The sequence below is a fragment of the Pseudomonas sp. RV120224-01b genome (genome assembly GCF_003208145.1).
In the GTDB taxonomy this organism is placed as follows: domain Bacteria; phylum Pseudomonadota; class Gammaproteobacteria; order Pseudomonadales; family Pseudomonadaceae; genus Aquipseudomonas; species Aquipseudomonas monteilii.
Genome location: NZ_QKMQ01000024.1, coordinates 21,553 through 42,618, shown reverse-complemented (window position 1 = coordinate 42,618; position 21,066 = coordinate 21,553). Strand labels below are relative to the sequence as shown.

Annotated in this window: 15 protein-coding genes, 1 other RNA gene and 4 pseudogenes; 15 read left to right on the top strand and 5 right to left on the bottom strand. The window is 59.6% G+C overall.

Annotation, left to right across the window (positions count from 1 at the left end; translation table 11 throughout):
• Positions 1 to 37: 37 nt before the first annotated feature.
• Entirely contained in the window at positions 38 to 520 is a 483-nt protein-coding gene (gene smpB, locus N436_RS26750) for an SsrA-binding protein SmpB (protein WP_012274261.1), read from the top strand.
• A 123-nt stretch (positions 521 to 643) separates the two neighbouring features.
• Here smpB and N436_RS26740 read toward each other — a convergent pair whose 3' ends face one another.
• Positions 644 to 1,411, bottom strand: a complete 768-nt coding sequence (locus N436_RS26740; protein WP_019098164.1) for an FCD domain-containing protein — start codon at positions 1,409 to 1,411, stop codon at positions 644 to 646.
• Positions 1,412 to 1,666: 255 nt separating this feature from the next.
• On the opposite strand from N436_RS26740, the gene N436_RS26735 reads away from it, so the two are divergent.
• From N436_RS26735 to N436_RS26705, 7 genes are all read left to right on the top strand, one after another.
• A complete protein-coding gene (locus N436_RS26735; protein ID WP_019098165.1) occupies positions 1,667 to 3,337 on the top strand; it encodes a lactate permease LctP family transporter in 1,671 nt (556 codons plus the stop codon).
• Positions 3,338 to 3,400: 63 nt separating this feature from the next.
• The gene (gene lldD / locus N436_RS26730) at positions 3,401 to 4,546 is read left to right on the top strand and encodes an FMN-dependent L-lactate dehydrogenase LldD (protein ID WP_016712100.1); all 1,146 of its coding nucleotides are present in this window, start codon (positions 3,401 to 3,403) and stop codon (positions 4,544 to 4,546) included.
• A gap of 75 nt (positions 4,547 to 4,621) precedes the next feature.
• On the top strand, positions 4,622 to 7,432 hold the full coding sequence (locus tag N436_RS26725; protein WP_105948699.1) for an FAD-binding and (Fe-S)-binding domain-containing protein: 2,811 nt from the start codon (positions 4,622 to 4,624) through the stop codon (positions 7,430 to 7,432).
• Positions 7,433 to 7,610: 178 nt separating this feature from the next.
• Positions 7,611 to 7,901, top strand: a complete 291-nt coding sequence (locus N436_RS26720; protein ID WP_025754271.1) for a hypothetical protein — start codon at positions 7,611 to 7,613, stop codon at positions 7,899 to 7,901.
• Between the two features lie 99 nt (positions 7,902 to 8,000).
• Positions 8,001 to 8,399: a transfer-messenger RNA gene (gene ssrA, locus N436_RS26715) on the top strand.
• 386 nt (positions 8,400 to 8,785) lie between these two features.
• Positions 8,786 to 9,028, top strand: coding sequence for a hypothetical protein (locus tag N436_RS26710; protein WP_105946184.1), 243 nt, complete (start codon positions 8,786 to 8,788; stop codon positions 9,026 to 9,028).
• 88 nt (positions 9,029 to 9,116) lie between these two features.
• Positions 9,117 to 9,380, top strand: a complete 264-nt coding sequence (locus tag N436_RS26705) for a DUF3077 domain-containing protein (RefSeq protein WP_105946185.1) — start codon at positions 9,117 to 9,119, stop codon at positions 9,378 to 9,380.
• Positions 9,381 to 9,631: 251 nt separating this feature from the next.
• On the opposite strand, the gene N436_RS29040 is transcribed toward N436_RS26705, so the two are convergent.
• Positions 9,632 to 9,757, bottom strand: a complete 126-nt coding sequence (locus tag N436_RS29040) for a hypothetical protein (RefSeq protein WP_371920934.1) — start codon at positions 9,755 to 9,757, stop codon at positions 9,632 to 9,634.
• 321 nt (positions 9,758 to 10,078) lie between these two features.
• Between N436_RS29040 and N436_RS26695 the strand changes: the two are divergent.
• Positions 10,079 to 10,321 (top strand): annotated as a pseudogene (locus N436_RS26695) (DDE-type integrase/transposase/recombinase); the annotation flags it as partial.
• Between the two features lie 562 nt (positions 10,322 to 10,883).
• Here N436_RS26695 and N436_RS26690 read toward each other — a convergent pair.
• A pseudogene (locus N436_RS26690) lies at positions 10,884 to 11,219 on the bottom strand (DUF2514 family protein); the annotation flags it as partial.
• 4 nt (positions 11,220 to 11,223) lie between these two features.
• Between N436_RS26690 and N436_RS26685 the strand changes: the two are divergent.
• From N436_RS26685 to N436_RS26665, 5 genes and pseudogenes are all read left to right on the top strand, one after another.
• Positions 11,224 to 11,844: pseudogene (locus N436_RS26685) on the top strand (site-specific integrase); the annotation flags it as partial.
• Complete coding sequence (locus N436_RS26680) at positions 11,837 to 12,520, top strand: hypothetical protein (protein ID WP_105946186.1); 684 nt, start codon at positions 11,837 to 11,839, stop codon at positions 12,518 to 12,520. The pseudogene N436_RS26685 and the gene N436_RS26680, both read left to right, overlap by 8 nt.
• Positions 12,521 to 12,631: 111 nt before the next feature.
• Positions 12,632 to 13,578 (top strand): annotated as a pseudogene (locus tag N436_RS26675) (IS481 family transposase).
• A 250-nt stretch (positions 13,579 to 13,828) separates the two neighbouring features.
• The gene (locus N436_RS26670; protein ID WP_110742380.1) at positions 13,829 to 17,074 is read left to right on the top strand and encodes a DUF726 domain-containing protein; all 3,246 of its coding nucleotides are present in this window, start codon (positions 13,829 to 13,831) and stop codon (positions 17,072 to 17,074) included.
• Positions 17,074 to 18,777 (top strand): LeoA/HP0731 family dynamin-like GTPase, encoded by a 1,704-nt coding sequence (locus tag N436_RS26665; RefSeq protein ID WP_105946188.1) that lies wholly within the window; start codon positions 17,074 to 17,076, stop codon positions 18,775 to 18,777. Before N436_RS26670 ends, N436_RS26665 begins: the two co-directional genes overlap by 1 nt.
• 337 nt (positions 18,778 to 19,114) lie before the next feature.
• On the opposite strand, the gene N436_RS26655 is transcribed toward N436_RS26665, so the two are convergent.
• Positions 19,115 to 19,372: a hypothetical protein gene (locus N436_RS26655; protein WP_105946190.1), complete on the bottom strand. Its 258-nt coding sequence runs from the start codon at positions 19,370 to 19,372 to the stop codon at positions 19,115 to 19,117.
• A 119-nt stretch (positions 19,373 to 19,491) separates the two neighbouring features.
• Here N436_RS26655 and N436_RS26650 point away from each other — a divergent pair, with 119 nt between their 5' ends.
• Positions 19,492 to 20,367, top strand: coding sequence for a WYL domain-containing protein (locus N436_RS26650; protein WP_110742379.1), 876 nt, complete (start codon positions 19,492 to 19,494; stop codon positions 20,365 to 20,367).
• Positions 20,368 to 20,392: 25 nt separating this feature from the next.
• Here the strand turns inward: N436_RS26650 and N436_RS26645 are convergent, their stop codons facing one another.
• Complete coding sequence (locus tag N436_RS26645) at positions 20,393 to 21,052, bottom strand: ankyrin repeat domain-containing protein (protein WP_110742378.1); 660 nt, start codon at positions 21,050 to 21,052, stop codon at positions 20,393 to 20,395.
• Between the last annotated feature and the right edge of the window lie 14 nt (positions 21,053 to 21,066).

Here is a 21,066-nt window from a genome sequence, read left to right as displayed (position 1 = left end):
GCGGACGACGCGCGGACTTGCCTATAATGCCGCCCCTATGGCTAAGCAAAAAAAACATCCGACCGGGACCATCGCGCAAAACAAGAAAGCGCGACACGATTACTTCATCGAACACAAGTTCGAGGCCGGGCTGGTCCTGTCCGGCTGGGAAGTAAAAAGCCTGCGCGCCGGCAAGGCACACCTGACTGACAGCTACGTGCTGCTCAAGGACGGTGAAGCCTGGCTGTTCGGCAGCCACATCACCCCGCTGACCACCGCCAGCACCCACGTCATCGCCGACCCCATCCGCACCCGCAAGCTGCTGCTGAACAAGCGCGAGCTGGAGCGCCTGGAGGCTGCCGTGGCGCAAAAAGGCTACACCTGCGTAGCTCTGGCGCTGTACTGGAGCAAGCACCTGATCAAGTGCGAAATCGCACTGGGCAAGGGCAAGAAGGAATTCGACAAGCGCGACACCATGCGCGAACGCGATTCCAACCGCGAGCTGCAGCGGGCTGTGCGGAACAAGGGCAAGGAAGACTAAGTTTTCTTCAGCCTGTTCTGGCCTCTTCGCGGGCACGCCCGCTCCCACAAGGATGGCACCAGCCTCAGGCCCGGCGCATATCCTGTGGGAGCGGGCGAGCCCGCGAAGAATCCAGCACCGCTCTCAGCGCCCGCTCCGCCGCTCCGCCCGGGCCACGCGCTGCGCTTCCTCATGCGCCTCTTCCAGCACCTCCTGCACATACAAAATGTGCCGGCTGGACACCTCTCGCGCATCCTCCGCCCTGCCCTCGACAATCGCCAGGTACAGCTCCCGGTGCTGACTGATCAGCATGTCCCGGGTCTCGGTGCGTTGCTGGTACATGCCACCAATGTTGGTCACCACGTTGCGCTTGAGCAGGTCGAACAGCCCTCGGATGGTATGCAGCAACACCGCGTTGTGGCTGGCTTCGGCAATCGCCAGGTGAAAGCTTGCATCGGCTGCGCCCTCTTCCGCACGGGTCACTTCATCGACCCGGGCATAGCAGTCCTGCAGTGCATCGAACGCCGCCTTCAACCGCGCCCGGTCCGGCTCGGTGGCACGCTGGGCAGCGTAATAGGCGCAGGACGCCTCCAGCGTGTGGCGGAATTCAAGCAAATCACGCTGGGCTTCGGCACTGTGCTCTAGCAACTGCAGCAACGGGTCGCTGAAGGTGGACCCCAACGACTCGGCAACAAAATTGCCCCCGCCCTGGCGGCTGACCAGCAGCCCCTTGGCCACCAGTTTCTGGATTGCCTCACGCAGTGACGGGCGAGACACGCCGAACTGTTCGGCAAGGACACGCTCGGCCGGCAGCCGCTGCCCCGAGGTCAGCGTACCTTCCAGAATCATCCCTTCCAGACGATCGACAATGTCGTCGGACAGGCGCCGTTGGCGGACCTGATCAAAAACCATCACATGCTCTCCACAAACCCCCGGCAAATTTCAGGGGGCGCCTATTCTCGCCGATCCAGGCCGCGCAAACACCCATCAAGCCGCGATTTTCCCAGCACATCAGGTGCCCGCTCATCGGCACGCGACCAAAGTTTTGCACGGGACAAATTGACACACCCACGACAGCGCTTTTAACCTAGCGTCCAGCCATTGTAAATTGGTCTTACCAATTATCCAATGCCAGTGCTGACCAACAACAATTAGGGGCCACCCCATATGCAAACCTGGCAACAACTCTATAGCCCGCTTGGTAGTCTTGGCCTGTCCGCACTGGCGGCGGTCATTCCCATCGTGTTCTTCTTCCTTGCCCTCGCCGTGTTCCGCCTTAAAGGCCACGTAGCCGGCAGCATCACCCTCGCGTTGTCGATCCTGGTGGCCATCTTCGCCTTCCAGATGCCTGTCGACATGGCATTCGCCGCCGCGGGTTATGGTTTCCTCTATGGCCTCTGGCCAATTGCCTGGATCATCGTTGCCGCGGTGTTCCTGTACAAACTCACGGTCAAGAGCGGCCAGTTCGAAGTGATCCGCAGCTCGGTGCTGTCGATTACCGACGACCAGCGCCTGCAAGTGCTGCTGATCGGCTTCTGCTTCGGTGCCTTCCTGGAAGGTGCGGCGGGCTTTGGTGCACCGGTGGCAATCACTGCCGCGCTGCTGGTGGGCCTGGGCTTCAATCCGCTGTACGCCGCCGGCCTGTGCCTGATCGCCAACACCGCACCGGTAGCCTTTGGCGCCCTGGGCATCCCGATCATCGTGGCCGGCCAGGTGACTGGCATCGACGCCTTCCACATCGGCGCCATGACCGGCCGCCAGCTGCCGCTGCTGTCGCTGTTCGTGCCGTTCTGGCTGGTGTTCATGATGGACGGCCTGCGTGGCGTGAAAGAAACCTGGCCTGCCGCCCTGGTCGCCGGCCTGAGCTTCGCCGTCACCCAGTACTTCACCTCGAACTTCATCGGCCCGGAACTGCCCGACATCACCTCGGCCCTGGCCAGCCTGATCGCCCTGACCCTGTTCCTGAAAGTCTGGCAGCCCAAGCGTTCGTTCAGCGAAGCCAAAGGCAGCGTCGGCGCAGCGGTTGTGCAGCCAAGCGGCAGCCAGCCTAGCCCGTACAGCTTTGGCGAGATCTTCAAGGCCTGGTCGCCGTTCCTGATCCTCACCGTGCTGGTCACCATCTGGACCCTGAAGCCGTTCAAGGCAGCGTTCGCCCCGGGCGGCGCGATGTACAACTTCGTGTTCAACTTCGCCATCCCGCACCTCGACCAGCTGGTGATCAAGACCGCACCGATCGTTGCCGCGCCAACCGCCATGCCTGCGGTATTCAAGCTCGACCCGATCTCCGCCACTGGCACCGCGATCTTCCTCTCGGCGCTGATTTCCATGGCGGTGCTGAAGATCAACTTCAAAACTGGTCTGACCACTTTCAAAGAGACCTTCTGGGAGCTGCGCTGGCCTATCCTGTCGATCGGCATGGTGCTGGCCTTCGCCTTCGTCACCAACTACTCGGGCATGTCTTCGACCATGGCCCTGGTACTGGCCGGCACCGGCGCCGCGTTCCCGTTCTTCTCGCCGTTCCTCGGCTGGCTGGGCGTGTTCCTGACAGGTTCCGACACGTCGTCCAACGCCCTGTTCAGCTCGCTGCAGGCCACCACCGCGCACCAGATCGGGGTCAACGACACCCTGCTGGTAGCCGCCAACACCAGCGGCGGCGTGACCGGCAAGATGATCTCGCCGCAATCGATCGCCGTGGCCTGCGCCGCCACCGGCCTGGTGGGCAAGGAGTCCGACCTGTTCCGCTTCACCGTCAAGCACAGCCTGTTCTTCGCCACCATCGTCGGCCTGATCACCCTGATCCAGGCTTACTGGCTGACCGGCATGCTGGTTCATCACTAAAGTGAAAGGGGCCGGGCGCCATCGCGCGCCCGGCACTCCCCACAAGCAACGCTGCGAGAATCCATGATCATTTCTGCCTCTACCGACTATCGCGCCGCGGCCCAACGCAAGCTGCCTCCTTTCCTGTTCCACTATGCCGACGGCGGCGCCTACGCCGAGCACACCCTGCGCCACAACGTGTCGGACCTGGCCAGCATTGCCCTGCGCCAGCGCGTGCTGAACAACATGTCCGAGCTCAGCCTCGAGACCAAGCTGTTCGACGAAACGCTGAGCATGCCCGTGGCCCTGGCCCCGGTCGGCCTTACCGGCATGTATGCCCGCCGTGGCGAAGTGCAGGCCGCCCGCGCGGCAGCGGCCCACGGCATCCCGTTCACCATGTCTACGGTGTCGGTGTGCCCGATCGAAGAAGTGGCCCCGGCCATCGACCGGCCGATGTGGTTCCAGCTGTACGTGCTGAAAGACCGCGGCTTCATGCGCAACGCGCTGGAGCGAGCCAAGGCCGCCGGGGTCAAGACCTTGGTGTTCACCGTCGACATGCCCGTACCCGGCGCCCGCTACCGCGACGCCCATTCCGGCATGAGCGGCAAGAACGGCCCGCTGCGCCGCGTGCTGCAGGCCATGACCCACCCTGAATGGGCGTGGGACGTGGGCGTGATGGGCCGCCCGCATGACCTGGGCAACATCTCCAAGTACCGTGGCAATCCCACCGGCCTTGCCGATTACATCGGCTGGCTGGGCAACAACTTCGACCCGTCCATCTCCTGGAAAGACCTGGAGTGGATCCGCGAGTACTGGGACGGCCCGATGATCATCAAAGGCATCCTCGACGCCGATGACGCCCGCGATGCGGTCAAGTTCGGCGCCGACGGTATCGTGGTGTCCAACCACGGCGGCCGCCAGCTCGATGGCGTACTATCCAGTGCCCGCGCCCTGCCGGCGATTGCCGACGCGGTCAAAGGCGACCTGAAGATTCTCGCCGACTCCGGCATCCGCAGCGGACTCGACGTGGTACGCATGATCGCTCTGGGCGCCGACACCGTGCTGATCGGCCGCGCCTTCCTCTACGCCTTGGCCGTGCATGGTCAGGCCGGCGTGAAAAACCTGCTGGAGCTGTTCGAGAAAGAAATGCGCGTGGCCATGGTGCTGACCGGCGCCAAGTCGATCAGCGAGATCACCCGCGACTCGCTGGTACGCGAACTGGGCGCCTGACCGCCTGCAAGAACGACCGCCTGATTGACCCGGGGCATGTGGCGCACAGACGCCACGGCCCCGCGAGGAGACTGCATGAGCCTGCCCGCCGCGTTCCTGCGTGATGCCGAGCGCCTGATACCCGCCGAACGCCGCTTCGACGACCCCACTTCCACCCTGGCCTTTGGCACCGATGCCAGCTTCTACCGGCTGATCCCCAAGCTGGTGGTGCGTGTCGAGTCCGAAGACGAAGTGGTCGGCCTGATCAAACTGGCCCAGCGCGAGCGGGTGCCGGTCACCTTCCGCGCCGCCGGCACCAGCCTGTCTGGCCAGGCCATCACCGACTCGGTGCTGATCGTGCTTGGCGATAGCTGGGGGGGTAAAGAAATTCGCGGCCAGGGCGAGCAGATCCGCCTGCAACCCGGCGTCATCGGCGCCCAGGCCAACGCCTGGCTGGCCCCCTTCGGGCGCAAGATCGGCCCGGACCCAGCCTCGATCAACGCCTGCAAGATCGGCGGCATCGTCGCCAACAACGCCAGCGGCATGTGCTGCGGCACCGCGCAAAACACCTACCACACCCTGGCCGGCCTGCGCCTGGTGCTGGCCGACGGCACCCGCCTGGACAGCGAAGACCCGGCCAGCGTGGCCGCCTTTGAACGCAGCCATGCCGACCTGCTGGAGGCGCTGGCCCGCCTGGGCCGCGAAACCCGCGCCAACACGGCACTGGCTGACCGTATTCGGCACAAATACCGGCTGAAGAACACCACCGGCCTGTCGCTGAACGCACTGGTGGACTTCGACCAGCCGCTAGACATCCTGCAACACCTGCTGGTGGGTTCCGAAGGCACGCTGGGCTTTATCAGCGCCGTCACCTACGACACCGTGCCCGACCACCCGCACAAGGCCAGTGCCCTGCTGGTGTTCCCCAGTGTCGAAAGCTGCTGCCGCGCGGTCACCGTGCTCAAGCGCCAGCCTGTTTCCGCTGTGGAGCTGCTCGACCGCCGCAGCCTGCGCTCGGTGCAGAACATGCCCGGCATGCCACTGTGGGTAAAAGGCCTGTCGGACAACGCCTGCGCCCTGCTGATCGAGTCCCGCGCCGCCAGCCAGAGCCTGCTGCACGAGCAACTGCAACAGGTGATGGCCTCCATCGCCGATTTCCCGCTGGAACAACAGGTGGACTTCAGCGAAGACCCGGCCGTGTACAACCAGCTGTGGAAAATCCGCAAGGACACCTTCCCCGCTGTCGGCGCCGTGCGCCAGACCGGCACCACGGTCATCATCGAAGACGTGACCTTCCCCATCGAGCAGCTGGCCGAAGGCGTCAACCGCCTGATCCAGCTGTTCGACAAGCACCGCTATGACGAGGCGATCATTTTCGGCCACGCGCTGGAAGGCAACCTGCACTTCGTCTTCACCCAGGGCTTCAACAGCGCCGAAGAAGTCGCCCGCTACCAGGCCTTCATGGACGACGTGGCGCAACTGGTGGCCGTGGAGTTCGGCGGCTCGCTAAAGGCCGAACACGGCACCGGGCGCAACATGGCGCCGTTCGTGGAGCTGGAATGGGGGCATGACGCCTACCAGCTGATGTGGACGCTCAAGCGCCTGCTCGACCCCAATGGCATCCTCAACCCCGACGTGGTGCTGAGCGAAGACCCCGATATCCACCTGAAGAACCTCAAGCCGCTGCCTGCCGCCGACGAAATCGTCGACAAGTGCATCGAATGCGGCTTCTGCGAACCGGTGTGCCCGTCCAAGGGACTGACCCTCAGCCCGCGCCAACGCATCGTCATGTGGCGTGACATCAAGGCCAAGCAGCGCGCCGGCATCGACACCCGCGAACTGATGCAAACCTACCAGTACCAAGGCATCGACACCTGCGCCGCCACCGGCCTGTGCGCCCAGCGTTGCCCGGTGGGCATCAACACCGGCGAACTGGTGAAAAAACTGCGCAGCCAAGCTGCCGACCACGGCAAGACCGCCGACTGGCTGGCCGAGCACTTCCACACCGCACTGGGCGGCGCCCGCCTGACCCTGACCGCCGCCAACACCGCACGCAAGCTGCTCGGCGCCCCCCGCCTGGGCCGCCTGACCGCCTCGTTGAGCAAAGCCAGCAAAGGCCGCCTGCCCCAGTGGACGCCCGCGATGCCACAGCCGCTGCGCCCGCTGGACTTCGGCCCGGCCAGCAACGACGCCCGCCCCCGCGTGGTGTACCTGGCCGCCTGCGTCTCGCGGGTGATGGGCCCGGCCTATGCCGACCGCGAGCAAAGTTCGCTACTGGACAAAACCCGCGCCCTGTTGGAGAAAGCCGGCTACCAGGTGGTGTTCCCCGACAACGCCGACAGCCTGTGCTGCGGCCAGCCATTCGCCTCCAAGGGCTACCCCGAACAGGCCGAGCACAAGCGCCAGGAACTGATCAACGCCCTGCTGCACGCCAGCCGCGGCGGCCTTGACCCGATCTACTGCGACACCAGCCCCTGCACCCTGCGCCTGGTGCAAGACCTGGGCGAAACACGGCTGGACGTGTACGACCCCGTGCGCTTCATCCGCACCCACCTGCTCGACCGCCTGGAGTTCACCCCCCAGGACGAGCCGGTGGCTGTACACGTGACGTGCAGCACGCAGCACCTGGGCGAAAGCCAGGCTTTGATCGACCTGGCGCGACGCTGCAGCAAACAGGTGGTGATCCCGGAAGGCATTCACTGCTGCGGCTTTGCCGGCGACAAAGGCTTCACCACCCCCGAGCTCAATGCCCACTCGCTGCGCAGCCTGAAGGATGCGGTGCAGTATTGCAGCGAAGGCATCTCCACCAGCCGCACCTGCGAGATCGGCCTGTCGAGCCATAGCGGCATCGACTACCACGGCCTGGTCTACCTGGTAGACCGCGTCACCCGCCCCCGTAGCATCTGACCTCTCCCACGGGTGCAGCGTACGCCTCGAACCGTACGCGCACCCTGTGGGAGCGGCTTCAGCCGCGAACACCGGCAAAGCCGGTGCCATGCCACCCCGATATCCCGATTGAACCCCCGCCAATCCCCCACAGTCCACCTTACAGGCCCACCTTCCAGAGGCCCCAGAGGAGACACCCATGAAAGGTACCGCGCTTTCGGCCCTGTTCGCGGCCGCCACCCTGCTGGCTTCGCCGGTGTTTGCCGCCGATGACCTCTGCACCACCAACCTGCAAAAAATCGACGACAGCATGGCCACCGCCGGCGCCACCTCCGAAGGCCTGGACAAAGCCATCACCGAGCACGTCGACAAAGCCAAGGCCGCCCAGGCCTCGGGCGACACCAAGGAATGCATCGCCATCACCAGCAAAGTGCTGGAGCGCCTGGAGAAAACCGAAAAAGGCAGCGGCACCGGCAGCGGTGGTGCGTAACCCTGAGAGCGGGCGACCAGACCGGCTGTCGACGTCGCCCGCGCAATGGCGTATACTCCGCCTCACGTGCCGTAAGGTGCGTTAGCCAAGAGCTAGTGTGGGGCCGATTAGGATTCGACGCCGGTAGCGAAACTCTAGGTGCATGCCGAGTTGGTAACAGAACTCGTAAATCCACTGTTGCAACTTTTATAGTTGCCAATGACGAAAACTACGGCGCGGAGTACAAGCTGGCTGCGTAAGCGGCCCTCTTGACCCGTTGCTTCTGGTAGCTTCGGCTCCAGCAATCACTAGGGGATGCCTGTAAACCCGAACTGATTGTCATACAGAACAGGATCGTCGCGTAGCACGTTGTGGGCGAAGTGACTAAAACTTACACAACTCATCCAAAGCACCCTGCCCGTCGGGCGGCTGCGGATTAAATCAGTAGACACGGCTAAGCATGTAGTACCGACAGCGGAGTACTGGCGGACGGGGGTTCAAATCCCCCCGGCTCCACCAAATCCAAAAAAGAAGACGCCCTCGGGCGTCTTTTTTTGTGTCTGAATTTTGGGATCTGCGGGCCAGAGAAATCAGATTTAGCCCCTTTCTTGTAGGGCGTTTCCCAAAGATACTCCCAGCGCCTGTTTTGCGTTGCACACGCTAAATGCGGTCTCTAGTCTCGACGTGTCGTTGGCATTCAACGACCGGGTTTAGCCGCCCGATATCGTCAGACAACACAGCCGTGCAATTCCGAGCAATCGGAATTGGCGCCTTATGGCGGCTGTGCGTGGGGCACCTTCGGGTGCGCCGGGTGCCTGACGTCCCGGTCGGCTAACCCGCGTACAGCTGCCACCTTACTGTTTAGCCGCGGAGGGTGGTTGCCTCACTACGACAGGAGCCACGCCATGCTGAAGATAGCCCCCGACCCTCCTCACCACCTCCATTCCCTGGAAGACACGATCATGATGGCCTCGGACTACGCACTCTGTGCAGAAGCCGTAGCCCAGCAGGCGATGCTGATGCAGCCCAGGTCGCCCGCATCGGTTTTGATCATGGCCTCGATGCACGAGCTTGAAGCCCTGCGGCGATTACTCGAATCAGCGCTGGCTCAAATACAGACGCCCGCAAACCCGCAACCGATGCATTGATTCGCATACCGAGCGAGAAACCTGTGGGAGCCCGACTTGCCGGCGATAGGGCCAGCCCAGGCAATTACAAGACCAGGGAGATTGATCAATGACCACCGAAGACACCCAATGCACTGTCGGTAAAACCATCTTCTTTCAAGGTGAAAACCAGACCCACCCACTGTTTCGCATCGAACCCGGCATCCCTTGCCAGAACGCCCGCGAGCAGGCCTCGGAATTGATGGGCTATGCGCGAGACCTGACCATCGACGGACTGATGGAAGATAAACCGAAGCTAATCTGGGCCGCGCACTACCTCTGCGCTTTAGGCAAAGCACTGCTGGATGATGCCGAGCTCGGCATGATGCGTTGATTGATACACGCACCGAGATCTTTGAAGGGGCCAGCGTTAACCGCTTGGCCCCTACTACCCAGAGCGATCAACTCCGAGGGATGGGGTAGCCCTCAGCAACCGTCGCATTGATACACCTCAACATTGAAATCGAACCACCATGCAATCCGGTACGCGTCGGCTTTCGCCCCGGCTAGCTGCTGCTGGATGAGAGCTCCCGGCCCGTTGTAGACCTTTTCGAACGTTCCGCAAGGCTTCATACGGATGCCTAGTTAGTAATCAGGCACATGAAGCGCCGGGAAGGTCAGGGTCCTGCCGAACGTGGTCTTGATCTGGACGTTACGACCCTCGTCACAGATCGCGTCATGGCGCTTTGTCAGCCCCTCGTTTAACGTCAACTTTCAAATCAAACTCGCAACCACGTCCCCGACATCACCGACTAACCGACCATCCAAATCCTGCTAACACCTCTAAAATCAAATTGAGACCATCAATCTTCTTTGTGGTACCAGACCCTCCACTACAGGCACGCGGAGTAAATCCAAGCTTATGTGTAGAAATTTTTAGCGTCTAAGTTAGTGCGGACGTTTACCAGAAAGCACAAACCGGCTTTCCCAGAAGCCGAAACCACACCATATCCGACAGACTGCTAATTTTTTGGGGAATTATTTTCCTCAACACCAGCACAGACTTCTTTCTCTAGACGAGCCTTTATATTGGTTTGGGCGCGGGGTAAATGGCACTATCTAGCAGTTGCCCTGGATCTCTATGCACGCAGAGTGGTGGGCTGGGCCTTATCAGAAAAGCCGGATGGAGACCTCGTGGTAAAAGCGCTGGACGTGGCTTACGAACAACCCGGAAAGCCTCAGGGATTACTGTTCCACTCCGACCAGGGATCGTAGTATGGCAGCCGTCAGTTCCGCCAAAGACTGTGGCGCTACCGCATGCGCCAGAGCATGAGCTGAAGAGTTCCGTCATCGACAAGCCCCTGCCGCAGCCTCCAGCAACCGCTCATAACCTACCCGCTGCCGGAATTCAGCCAATGCGATCTGGCCGATCCCAGAAATAATTCCTCTACCCTTCTAATGCCGCCACCCTTCGTTTTGTGATATCAATGTGATACCACTCACATCACGTAAAGCACATCAGGAAATAGGCATGGCAATCGAGACGGATGACGCAATTGCTGCAGGGGTAGGGGCCGCCACTGGAGCAGGCATAGGTGGATTTATTGGCGTGTCAGGCGTGGCAACAGCAGCCTCCGGCGCAGCCGCTACTGCATTAGGTACTGCCGGAGCCGGGGCCGCGACCACTACTGCAGCTTTGGCAGCAGCCGGCGGAGGAACAGTAGCCGCTGGAGGCGCTGGAATGGCTGGGGGGGTTTCAGCGATAGCAGGGACGGCAGCAGCAGCGAGCGCCGTCCCCGTTGTGGGCTGGGTAGTGGGAGGAACGATAGCAGCAGGTCTAGGAGTTTACTTCGGCTACAAAAAGATAAAAAAACACATGAAGTAGCTTTAACGCTGGTTAAGGGATTGAGGACGCGGCGTATTCACTCTCGCATTGCTGACCAGCAATCCTGGCTCGATCACAAGCCTGCGCCAGCTCTTGATTCGTTGCGAAAGACCGGCTGATCAGGTCGGAGAGCACCATGGCGGCGCGGGTGGCTGCCTGGCCTCGGACGATAGCGGCGGTATCCGGGCCGGGACAACCGACGGCGGCAGCGAACTGGGCGGCTTCACTGCGCAGCCGCTGGCCAGCAGCATCGGCATCAGCAGCGCCAGCAGTCGTTCGTTTTTCCTGGGAATGGACTCTCGCCTCCTCCTGCGCCTGGGCGCGTCGTTGTTCTTCCTGGCGGGCACCGGCTCTGGCAGCCCTAAGCGGCCAAGCTAGGAACATGGTGCAATTCGCTCTCTGGACAGGGCTCCGGACAAGCGAACTGGTAGCGCTGGACTGGGGTGATGTGGACTGGGTTCAGGGGGAAGTGATTATTTACCGGGCAATGACCCAGGCTGCAGTTGGAGAGGCCGAGGTGACCAAGACTGCTGCCGGTCGGCGCTCAGTGAAGTTGCTGCGCCCCGCCATGGAAGCGCTCAAGGCGCAGAAGGAGCAGAAGGAGCAGAAGGAGCAGAAGGAGCAGACATTTCTGGCGGAAAATGAGGTGCTCCAGAACCCACGCACGCTTGAGCGCTGGACTGGTGACCAGCCGATCCGCAAGACGATGTGGCATCCCACAATGAAGAAAGCTGGTGTTAGGTACCGACGCCCCTACCAGACTAGGCACACCTATACGTCAATGATGCTGTCGGCCGGGGAGCATACTATGTGGGTAGCTAAGCAAACGGGGCATAGCGATTGGACGATGATTGCAAGAACATATGGGAAATGGATGCCTTCTGCTGACAGTTTTGCGGGAACAAAAGCAGAAGCGATATTTAATTCCCCTTCAAAGTCTGTCAGGAAGAATCAAGGATGCGTCGGTGACTGACACAATCGATAAAAGCACGTTAGCCTGGATAGGAGGGCTTCTGCTCGGGGCTGTAACGACAACAGCTACAGTGGTTCACATGCTCCACGAGCAGTACATAACACCGCTCAAAATAATTGAATCATCTCAGAAAATTGAGAAATTAACTGAACAACTAAATAAACAAACAGCATCAATTAACACCATTAAAACACTAAAAGAAAAGCTAGACAAAACCCAAACAAAATTAGCCCAAATTGAAAACTCCAACCTATTCGCAAAAGGAGAGATTTACCCTGCGACTTTGGACGTAATTGAGATTGGAAGGGCTATCGAAGATATCTACAAAATATACGAAAGGAAGAATCTAGAAGAAACTTCAGAGGAGCCTGACCGAGCCCGCATAAAAGTCAAGCTTGAAAGATCCGTTTTTGAAAGCATCGGCTACACTTACGACACCAAAACCCGAAAAATACTAACAGTGTCTTTTGTTCTTGATTACCAAAAAGAGCTGGGAGACGATTTCTTATTAAAATCTCTTACCAAATCCTTAGGGGTGCCTGAAAAGTCCCTATCTAAGCGGCAGTACCGGTGGACTCAGCCTAAAGGCCCAAACGCTTACTTGATGTACGACAGATACTATGTGGTCATGCGAGATGGATACGCTCCGGTGCTCTGGCGAGAGCCTGGCGAATGAAATGAAAGCTTTATGCCAGCCTTTAGGCTGAAAGCCACGAACATAGGGGCTTAGGTGTTCAGTCCCAGAGAGTCATGGTGCATCCTTAGCGCCTCATGAGGAGGATGCATTTTGGAAGGACGTATCCACGGTTCAGCCCGCAAGACGCCGCGAAGCCGAGCCGAGCTCCAAGCGTCGAAAGAGTCGGATCGAAAGCCCGCCGCCCGCTACCGGCTGAACGTGAAGACGGTCATCAAATGGCGATCACGAACTACCACGCAGGATGCTCGGATGGGGCCTGCCAAGCCTTGCAGTGTCAAGCTGACAGCCGCTGAAGAGGCAATGGTGGTCGAGTTCCGGCAGCGTACGATGATGCCCCTGGACGACATGCTGGGTCACCTCCTTGATTACTTTCCGCAACTAACCCGCAGTGCTTTACATCGCTGCCTGGTGCGTCACGGGATCAACCAGGCGCCCAAAAGCGGTACCGCAACCAAACGCGGAAAATACGACAAAACGGAGATGGGCTATCTGCACATCGATAGCTCGGAGCTGCCTCTTGAAAGTGGCAAGCAGCACCTGTTCGTGGCCATTGATCGCGTAACCAAGTTCACCTACGTTGCGTTCTTCGACGCCGCGACCAAGCGCAACGGTGCTGAATTTCTACGTCAGGTAGTGCAGGCGTTTCCTTACAAGATCCAAACAGTGCTCACTGACAACGGTGTGGCGTTCACTGAGCAGCCGCGGTATCGCAACGGCGCGACCAATAGGTTCGTGGCCACATTTTTGATCGTGTCTGCCACGAACACGGCATCAAGCACCGTCTGACCAAGGCCTACCACCCCTGGACCAACGGCCAGGTCGAGCGCATGAACCGGACGGTCAAAGCCTTCCACTATCCCGACTTCGCTGCCCTACAGGCGCACGTGCTGGCCTTTGTCATGGCCTACAACTTCGCCAGACACTTCAAGGCCTTGCGATGGCGTACACCCTTCAAGGTGATTTGCGAGACTAGGACGAAAAACCCAGAGCGCTTCACTATCAATCCGCACCATCTCATTCCGGGACCGTACACCTAGCAGAGACATCTACCAGCCCCTCAACATTCCCCCCTTGCCCCCACAACCATGGCAAACCGCCATCAAAACAAGGTAAATTCGCCACATAAATGGCGTCAACAATCGCCACCCCGTTCAAAAAGACAAGGACGTAGCGATGCCCACCCCCAGGTACTCCCTCCTCAGGCACCTGTCCCCAAAGCACGCGCACCACTTCTCCCCACAGGCGCTACTCGCAAAGCCGCATGGCCGTGGATAAGGAGTAGTAGCCATGCCCCAACCTTTCCGCTTCCAAAGCGCACGCTCTGCCGGCTCCAGCACCACAGAAGCCAACATCTTCATCCACGGCTACAGCGCCGGGCATACCGATGAAGACAAGCAGCTCCTGCTCGACAGAATTCCCGAGCAGCTAACGCACTACACCAACATCTTCGCGTTCTGGCCTTCGAATCACATCTTCCGGTTCGACAAATCCTCAGCCTGGAAGCTTGCAGCAGCGGGCCTGAATGCCGGCGGGGCCTTCACCGGCGCCTCCATGGGCTCTCTAGGTCTTGTGGGAACGCTCGCCAAGGACCGGATGGGCAACTTCAACCAGGCCCGCGCACGCGCGGAAAGCATGGGCGCGGTATTGCTGGACCAGCTCCAGGAGTATCTGAGCAGCCACCATCCCCACATCAAGAGCATCAACCTGATCGGCCACTCGCTCGGTGGCCGGCTGGTCATCAGTACCCTGAAAAATTTCTCCAAACGGCAGCAGTTGGCCATCAACGATGTGTTGCTGATGGCAGCTGCCGTCGAGGTCACGGCCATCGAAGCACGCAAGATGCGCGGCCTGCTCCAGGGCCGATTGATCAATGCCTATTCGAAGGCAGACAAGACCCTGCTGCTGAACGTGGGTGAAACCTGCTTGGGGCGTAACGAGGTCGAGCACTTCGAAAGCATCGAGATGGACGACTTCGGCCACACCGATTACTGGGAGCGGCTGCCCGAGGTGTTGAGCAAAGCGCGCTTCAAAGCAGGCCTGCCGCCTTCCCCGGCGCCCGCTCAACCATCCGCTCACGCCAATAAGCCAACCCGCGTGCCTACACAACCCGCCAAAGCAAACACGATGAAACTTGAACTGAACAGCCCACGTGACGTTTACCAGCAAATCAACGATGAACTGTCACTCATCATCGCTGAGCTGAAAAATGCCTCGGACGACGAAGCCTTGAACCAGGCACGCGAAGAGGCGCTCCAGCGTCTTGGCCAGCATCGCACCGCGCTGTATGAACGACTCGCCGAGCTGGAAAAGAACGCCGAGTGGAACACGTTCACCATCGCCTTCTACGGCGAAACCGGCGCGGGCAAATCCACCCTTATCGAGACCTTGCGCATCCTGCTCCAGGAGCCCGGCAAGCGGGCCAGCCAGCAGGCATTCCGCAAGCTGCGCGAGCAATATGGGGTGACGGAAGAAAACCTGCAACGCCTGCAGCAGGACATCGAGCAAGCCGAAGCGCGCCTTGGCGAACTGACGCAACAGCTGAATGCCACGATGCAGCAGTTCGAACTGCCGTTCAGCGAGGCCCAAAGCGCCCTCGACCAAGCCAATGCACAAGCCAACGAGCTGACTCAACGGCTTGGCGCTGCACTTGAACAACACGAGCAAGCGCACAAGGACGCCTTAACGGCCGTAACCCGACTGCATACGCTGCTCGCCACACGCAAAAGTACCGCCTCGCTCTGGCAAACGCTCTTGGGCCTGTTCAGAAAAATGCCGGAAGAGCTCGAGCTGAATGCAGCCACCGCGTCGCTGACCGAAACCACCCAAGCACGCGATAGCGCTGCCGCGACCTTTAACGCCGAACAGCAGAAGACAAGCCATGAGCGCCTTACGCTTGAGCGGCAGTTGGTTGAGGTAACGACAGCGCGTGACCAAGCCTGTGCGGCGCTTGCCACCCAACAGACACAGGCAACACAGCAGCAGCAGGCACTTGTGCAGCAGCGCCTTGAAAATGAAAGCCAATTGGCGGACCTGGTGGAGCAACTGCAGCTCCATGCCGATGGTGAAATCATCGGTGACGGCCAAGCCGACTACACCCGAACGACACAGCGCTATGAGTTCGAGCTGGACGGCCAGCCATTCGCGTTGCTGGACGTACCGGGTATCGAGGGTAAGGAAGGCTTGGTACTCGACCAGATTGAGCGCGCGGTGCAAACCGCTCACGCCGTGTTCTATGTCACCAACCAGCCCGCCCCCCCTCAAACGGGCGATGGGCAGCATCAAGGCACACTGGAGAAAATCAAGCATCACCTGGGGGCGCAAACCGAGGTCTGGACCATTTTCAACAAGAAAATCACCAGCCCCAAGCACTCCCTGGGTAACCGACCGCTGATCTCCGACGATGAACGCATCAGCCTTGCCGGGCTTGACGAGAAGATGGGCGAACAGCTTGGCAAACACTATCAGGAGGTGTTCCCGCTAAGCGCGCTGCCAGCATTTCTTGCTTCAACCGATCACCTCGCGCCGGGGTCACAGAATGCCAAACGGCGCAGCAAAGCGCTTGAAGACTTCGGCGCTGACGAGTTGCTGGAAAAGTCACGACTGCGCGCCTTCCTGCAACTGCTCGGCGACCGGTTAATCCATAACGGCAAAGCCAAGATCGTCCGGGCGAACTTCAACAAAGCCAATGATGTGCTTAACCAGACCACCACGACGCTTTCAGGCGTGCAGCAAACCTTGGGCGCGCTGTCGAGAAAGCTCTCTCAAGAAGAGCAAAGTGCCAAAAGCCAGCTGAGCAGTAGCTTCCAAGCGCTGAAAAAACGCTTGGAATCCAGTGGCGAAACCTTGATCGACAAGTTCGCCAGCAACGTGCGTAACAGTGTGTATGCGCAGATCGAAGAAAATATCAGCAACGACGCTTTCAAAAGCACCCTGGCCGAAGCACTCGAAGACCAGAAGCATCAGCTGAGCGAAAAACTGCCCGACGCCGTGAACGCTGAGGTTGGCAAGTTCCAAAAGGCGGCCGAAGATATTCTCAAACGCTTCGAAAAACATGCTCAAGAGCTGACCACAAGCTACGCAAAGCTGGGTAGCTTGCGCTTCAACGAGCATTTCAACCTCAACATAAAAATCGATAACGGCATCAAGGTCATGGGATTGCTGGCCAGCCTTGTGGGGATCGCAGCAGCACCGTTCACTGGCGGTGCCAGCCTGTGGGTCGCTGGTGGGGCAGCACTTACCTTCCTGATCGCGGTCGGCAAAGCGCTTTGGAGCGCAATCGACAAGGACTACAAGAAGTCACAGCAGCGTCAGGCCACTGATAAAAACCTGCGCAGCGCCACCGAGCAACTGAGCGAGACGTTGCGCGAGAGCCTTGATAGCGCCCTGGAGGATATGCAAGGGACGATCAAGCAACTCGACCTTGCGCTGGAAGCTCCGGCCAAACAGGCTGCCAACCAGGTGAACACACTGTCTCGCTCGACCAACCGCCTGAAAATCCTCTCTCGCCAAATTGAAATCGCAGGAAATCTGTAATGGAAAACACCCTCAAGACATTCAAGGCCCAACAGACAAGTGCGCTGACACTGCTCGACAGGCTGCAAGGTTTTCTCGCACAGGGCGCACAGGCGGGTATACCGATTGACCCTGCGTTGATCAGCAAGCTGCAGAATGTCATCAACAGCATGTCCGGTGAAAAACTCAAGGTCGCGCTGATTGGCGGCTTCTCGGAAGGCAAAACCTCCATTGCGGCGGCCTGGATGGAAAAACTGGACAGGTCGAGCATGAAGATCAGCCACCAGGAGTCTTCCAATGAGGTGAAAGTCTACGAGGTCGGCGAAGACTTCGTGCTGATCGACACTCCCGGGCTGTTTGGTTTCAAGCAACAGGAGAATGCCGAAACGCACACCGTCGAAAAGTACAAGGACATCACCAAAAAGTACGTGAGCGAATCGCACCTGGTGCTTTACGTGATGAACTCGACCAACCCCATCAAGGAAAGCCACAAGGATGACCTGACCTGGTTGTTCCGCACCTTGGACCTTCTGCCCCGTACCGTTTTCGTCCTCAGTCGTTTCGATGAAGTTGCCGATGTAGAGGACGAGCAGGACTACCAGTCCAACCTGCAGGTAAAACGCAACAACGTGGCAGGTCGCCTTCGCGAACAGATCGGACTGACCGATCAGGAAGCAGCCGAACTGTCCATCGTCGCAGTCGCCGCCAACCCCTTCGACATGGGCGTGGAGCACTGGCTGGCCAACCTTGAGCAGTTCAAGGAGCTGTCGCATATCGCTACCTTGCAGACGGCCACCACTGGCAAGATCCAGCAGAACGGTGGCAGCGCCGCACTGGCCAACGAGATGCGCGCCAGCGTAATCCGAGACGTGCTCAACAACCAACTGCCTGTTGCCATCGAGAACGACGAGAAGGTTGCCCAGGAAGTTGGCCGGCTTGACGAACTCAACACGCGCCTGGTCAATCAACTGGCCGTGACCGGGCAGCAGATCGAAGAGGCGCGCATCAGCCTGCGCAACTTCGCCACGCGCTACTTCTCTGACTTGATCCTTCAAGCCAAAGGTTCCAGCCTGGAAACCTTCGGCGACTTTTTCGAGCGTGAGGTCGGTGCTGAAGGCATCATCGTGTCCACCCGCCTGCAAAACGAATTCAGCCGCCAGACCCAGTCGATCACGCTCGAAGTTGAAAAGATGCAAGTTGGCTTCGACAGCGAGGTCAACCACTTCAATACCACGGTCAAGGCGCTGGGCAAACAAGGCATCAACCATGTGCTCAAAGGCAACCTTATCAGCAACACCACGGTATTGGCCGCGCGCGATGGCATCACGACAATCGCCAAGACGGTAGGCATGGATATCGGCAAATACCTGAAGTTCAAGCCGTGGGGTGCTGTGAAATTCGCCAAAGGTGCCAACGGGGCCCTGGCCTTCGTAGGCGTAGCGCTCGAAGCCTGGGATAGCTGGGAGCAATACAAGCGCGAAGAGGCATTCAAGAAGTCTGTTGCGGACATCGTCAGCAACTTCGAACAACAGCGTCAGGACTTCCTTGACCTGGTGAACTCCGAAAGCTTCAAAGAAAAGTTCTTCCCCGACTACCTGCAGCTCAATTCACGCCGCCAGGAACTTCAGGCCAACGTAGATGAAAGCCGTGTCCGTCAGCAGCGGTTCCTGGCATGGCGCAATGAGGCAGAAGCCATCGACGCCGAATTCAAAAGGTTGAGCTAACCCACCTCAGGTGCCCGCTGCATGCAGCGGGCACACTACAAGCACGGCTGGTCACCAAGCGGACGCACACCGCCGTTCACAACGTCTTCCTTGCCCGCTGTTCAGCTAGCCCCTCGCCGCGCCAAAAGCTCCGCTACAGCAGCCTCCAGCCACCCTGCCGCTCGCATCTTCAAATGAGTGCTACCGCACCGCGGGCACACCATAAACCATTCACTCGGCCTCAATGCATCACTACGCGGGGCGACGGTCTTCTTCCAGTTGCAGTCCTCACACACCAGCGTGAAGGGCTTTGGTTTTATCGGCATGAATGCCTACTCCTATAGAACGTCACCAAGCATCACTGCCCAACCGGCACCACCCCCTGCAACAACTCCACCTTGCGCCGCAACTGCGCCACATGCTCCCGCTCCGCCCGCACCGCCGCCCTCAGCTCTCGGTTCTCCATCTCCCAAATCTGCAACCAGCGCAAATCCTTCTGGCAATGCTCCACCTTCTTCCCAAGCTCCCCCAGCCTCAACCCCTGCTGAATCAGCACCAGCAGAATGATCCCCATCGCCACCAGGGCACCCGTCGCAACCACTTCCGGCATTGTCATGCTCATATCCTGTGCAGCCCCCGATGTATTCCGAAGACGAGCCAAAGATATGTAATGCAAAACTACACGTCTAGAATGTAGACTTATACAGGTAAAGTAATCGCGCACATGGAGAGGGTATGAAACGCAAGCAATCCATCGAGCAGGTACGCTGGGACCTGGCACTTCGCTATCGCCTGATCGAAACCGTTGCCTGGTGGGAAGGCCGGCTGACCACGGGCCACCTGATGCAGAGCTTTGGCATCAGCCGCCAGCAGGCGTCGAAAGACATCAATACCTACATCACCGAACATGCGCCCGAAAACTTGACGTATGACAAGCAGATCAAGGGCTATGTACCGAGCGAACAGTTCGAGCCGCTGTTCATCGACAACAGCGCCAGCGCCTATCTGCACCTGCTGTACCAGAACAATGAGCGCGCCCCGCACATCGACGGGCTGGCGCTGGCTTATGCGCACACCCGGGTGCTGGAGGTGCCTGACCGCCCCATTCGGCCAGAGGTGCTGCGCCCCTTGCTCAAGGCCTGCCGTGAAGGCCGGCGGCTGGAAACCGAATACGTGTCCTTCAACACCCCCAACGTCGAGGTGCGCCTGATCGCCCCGCACACGCTGGTGTACACCGGCATGCGCTGGCATGTGCGGGCCTACTGCGAAAAGAACGGTCAGTACCGCGACTTCGTGCTCAGCCGCCTGCGTGGGCAGCCCGATTTGCTCGACGCCTCGCCGAACACGCGCGAGCAGGATGAAGACTGGAATGTCGAAGTGCCAATCATCTTCGAGCCTGATTGGCGCTTGAACGCGGCGCAGAAGGCAATCATCGAAACCGACTACGGCATGACGGATGGGCAATTGGTAGTGCCCAGCCGCAGGGCGTTGGTGAAGTACGTATTGCAGCGGTATCAGATCGACCACCGCAACATGGCGATACTGCCCGAGGCCCAGCAACTGGTGGTCAGCAACCTCCAGGAACTGCAGCCATGGTTGATGAAGTACTGACACTCGGGCCTTGGCCTGGAAGGGTTCAACTGCGGCTGTAGCTGCTCAGCGTGGCGCACAGTTGCTGCCAGGTGCGGGCGGCCCCCAGGTAGTCGTCGATTTCCCGGTTCAGCAACTGCGCCGCCAGGTCGTAATGCCCCGCCAGGGTGGCGACGTTCCGGGCCGTATGCCCTTGGTTGTTCTTCGCGTCCAGATCAAGGCAGAACTTTCTATAGTGCCTGGCAAAGTGGTTTACCGCCTTGTGGTGACCGTTCGCAACCAGCCAATGGAGTGGCGTATTTCCCGCCACGTCACGGTCATTCAGGCTGTGGCCTTGCTGGTAGCGCCCGACAAGCGCTTTTATGATGCCCTGCTTGCCAGGCAAACGGGAAAAGTTGTCATGGCCGCGAAAGCTGCCAAGGCCTTTCCAGTCCCTAAGTGCCTTGTCCCCTTCTGCACCCAACGCCTCCAGCGCGTCGATCCATGCGGCTCGGCCAAACCGGTAGGCGACATCCAGCGGCGTGCTCTCGGCGCAGTCACGGTCGTTCATCGCCGCAGGCGCAAGTGACTGAAGGTGTGCCATGTCGTCGAGCAGAACGGCAGCATGCCAGGCGCCGACTTCAAGCGCCGGCAGGTCGTCGACGCTGAAGCGCGTTGTCCGCAATGCGTTTTCCAGCACGGCAAGCAAAGTGGGTGGATAGGTCATCACTCGGCTCCTCA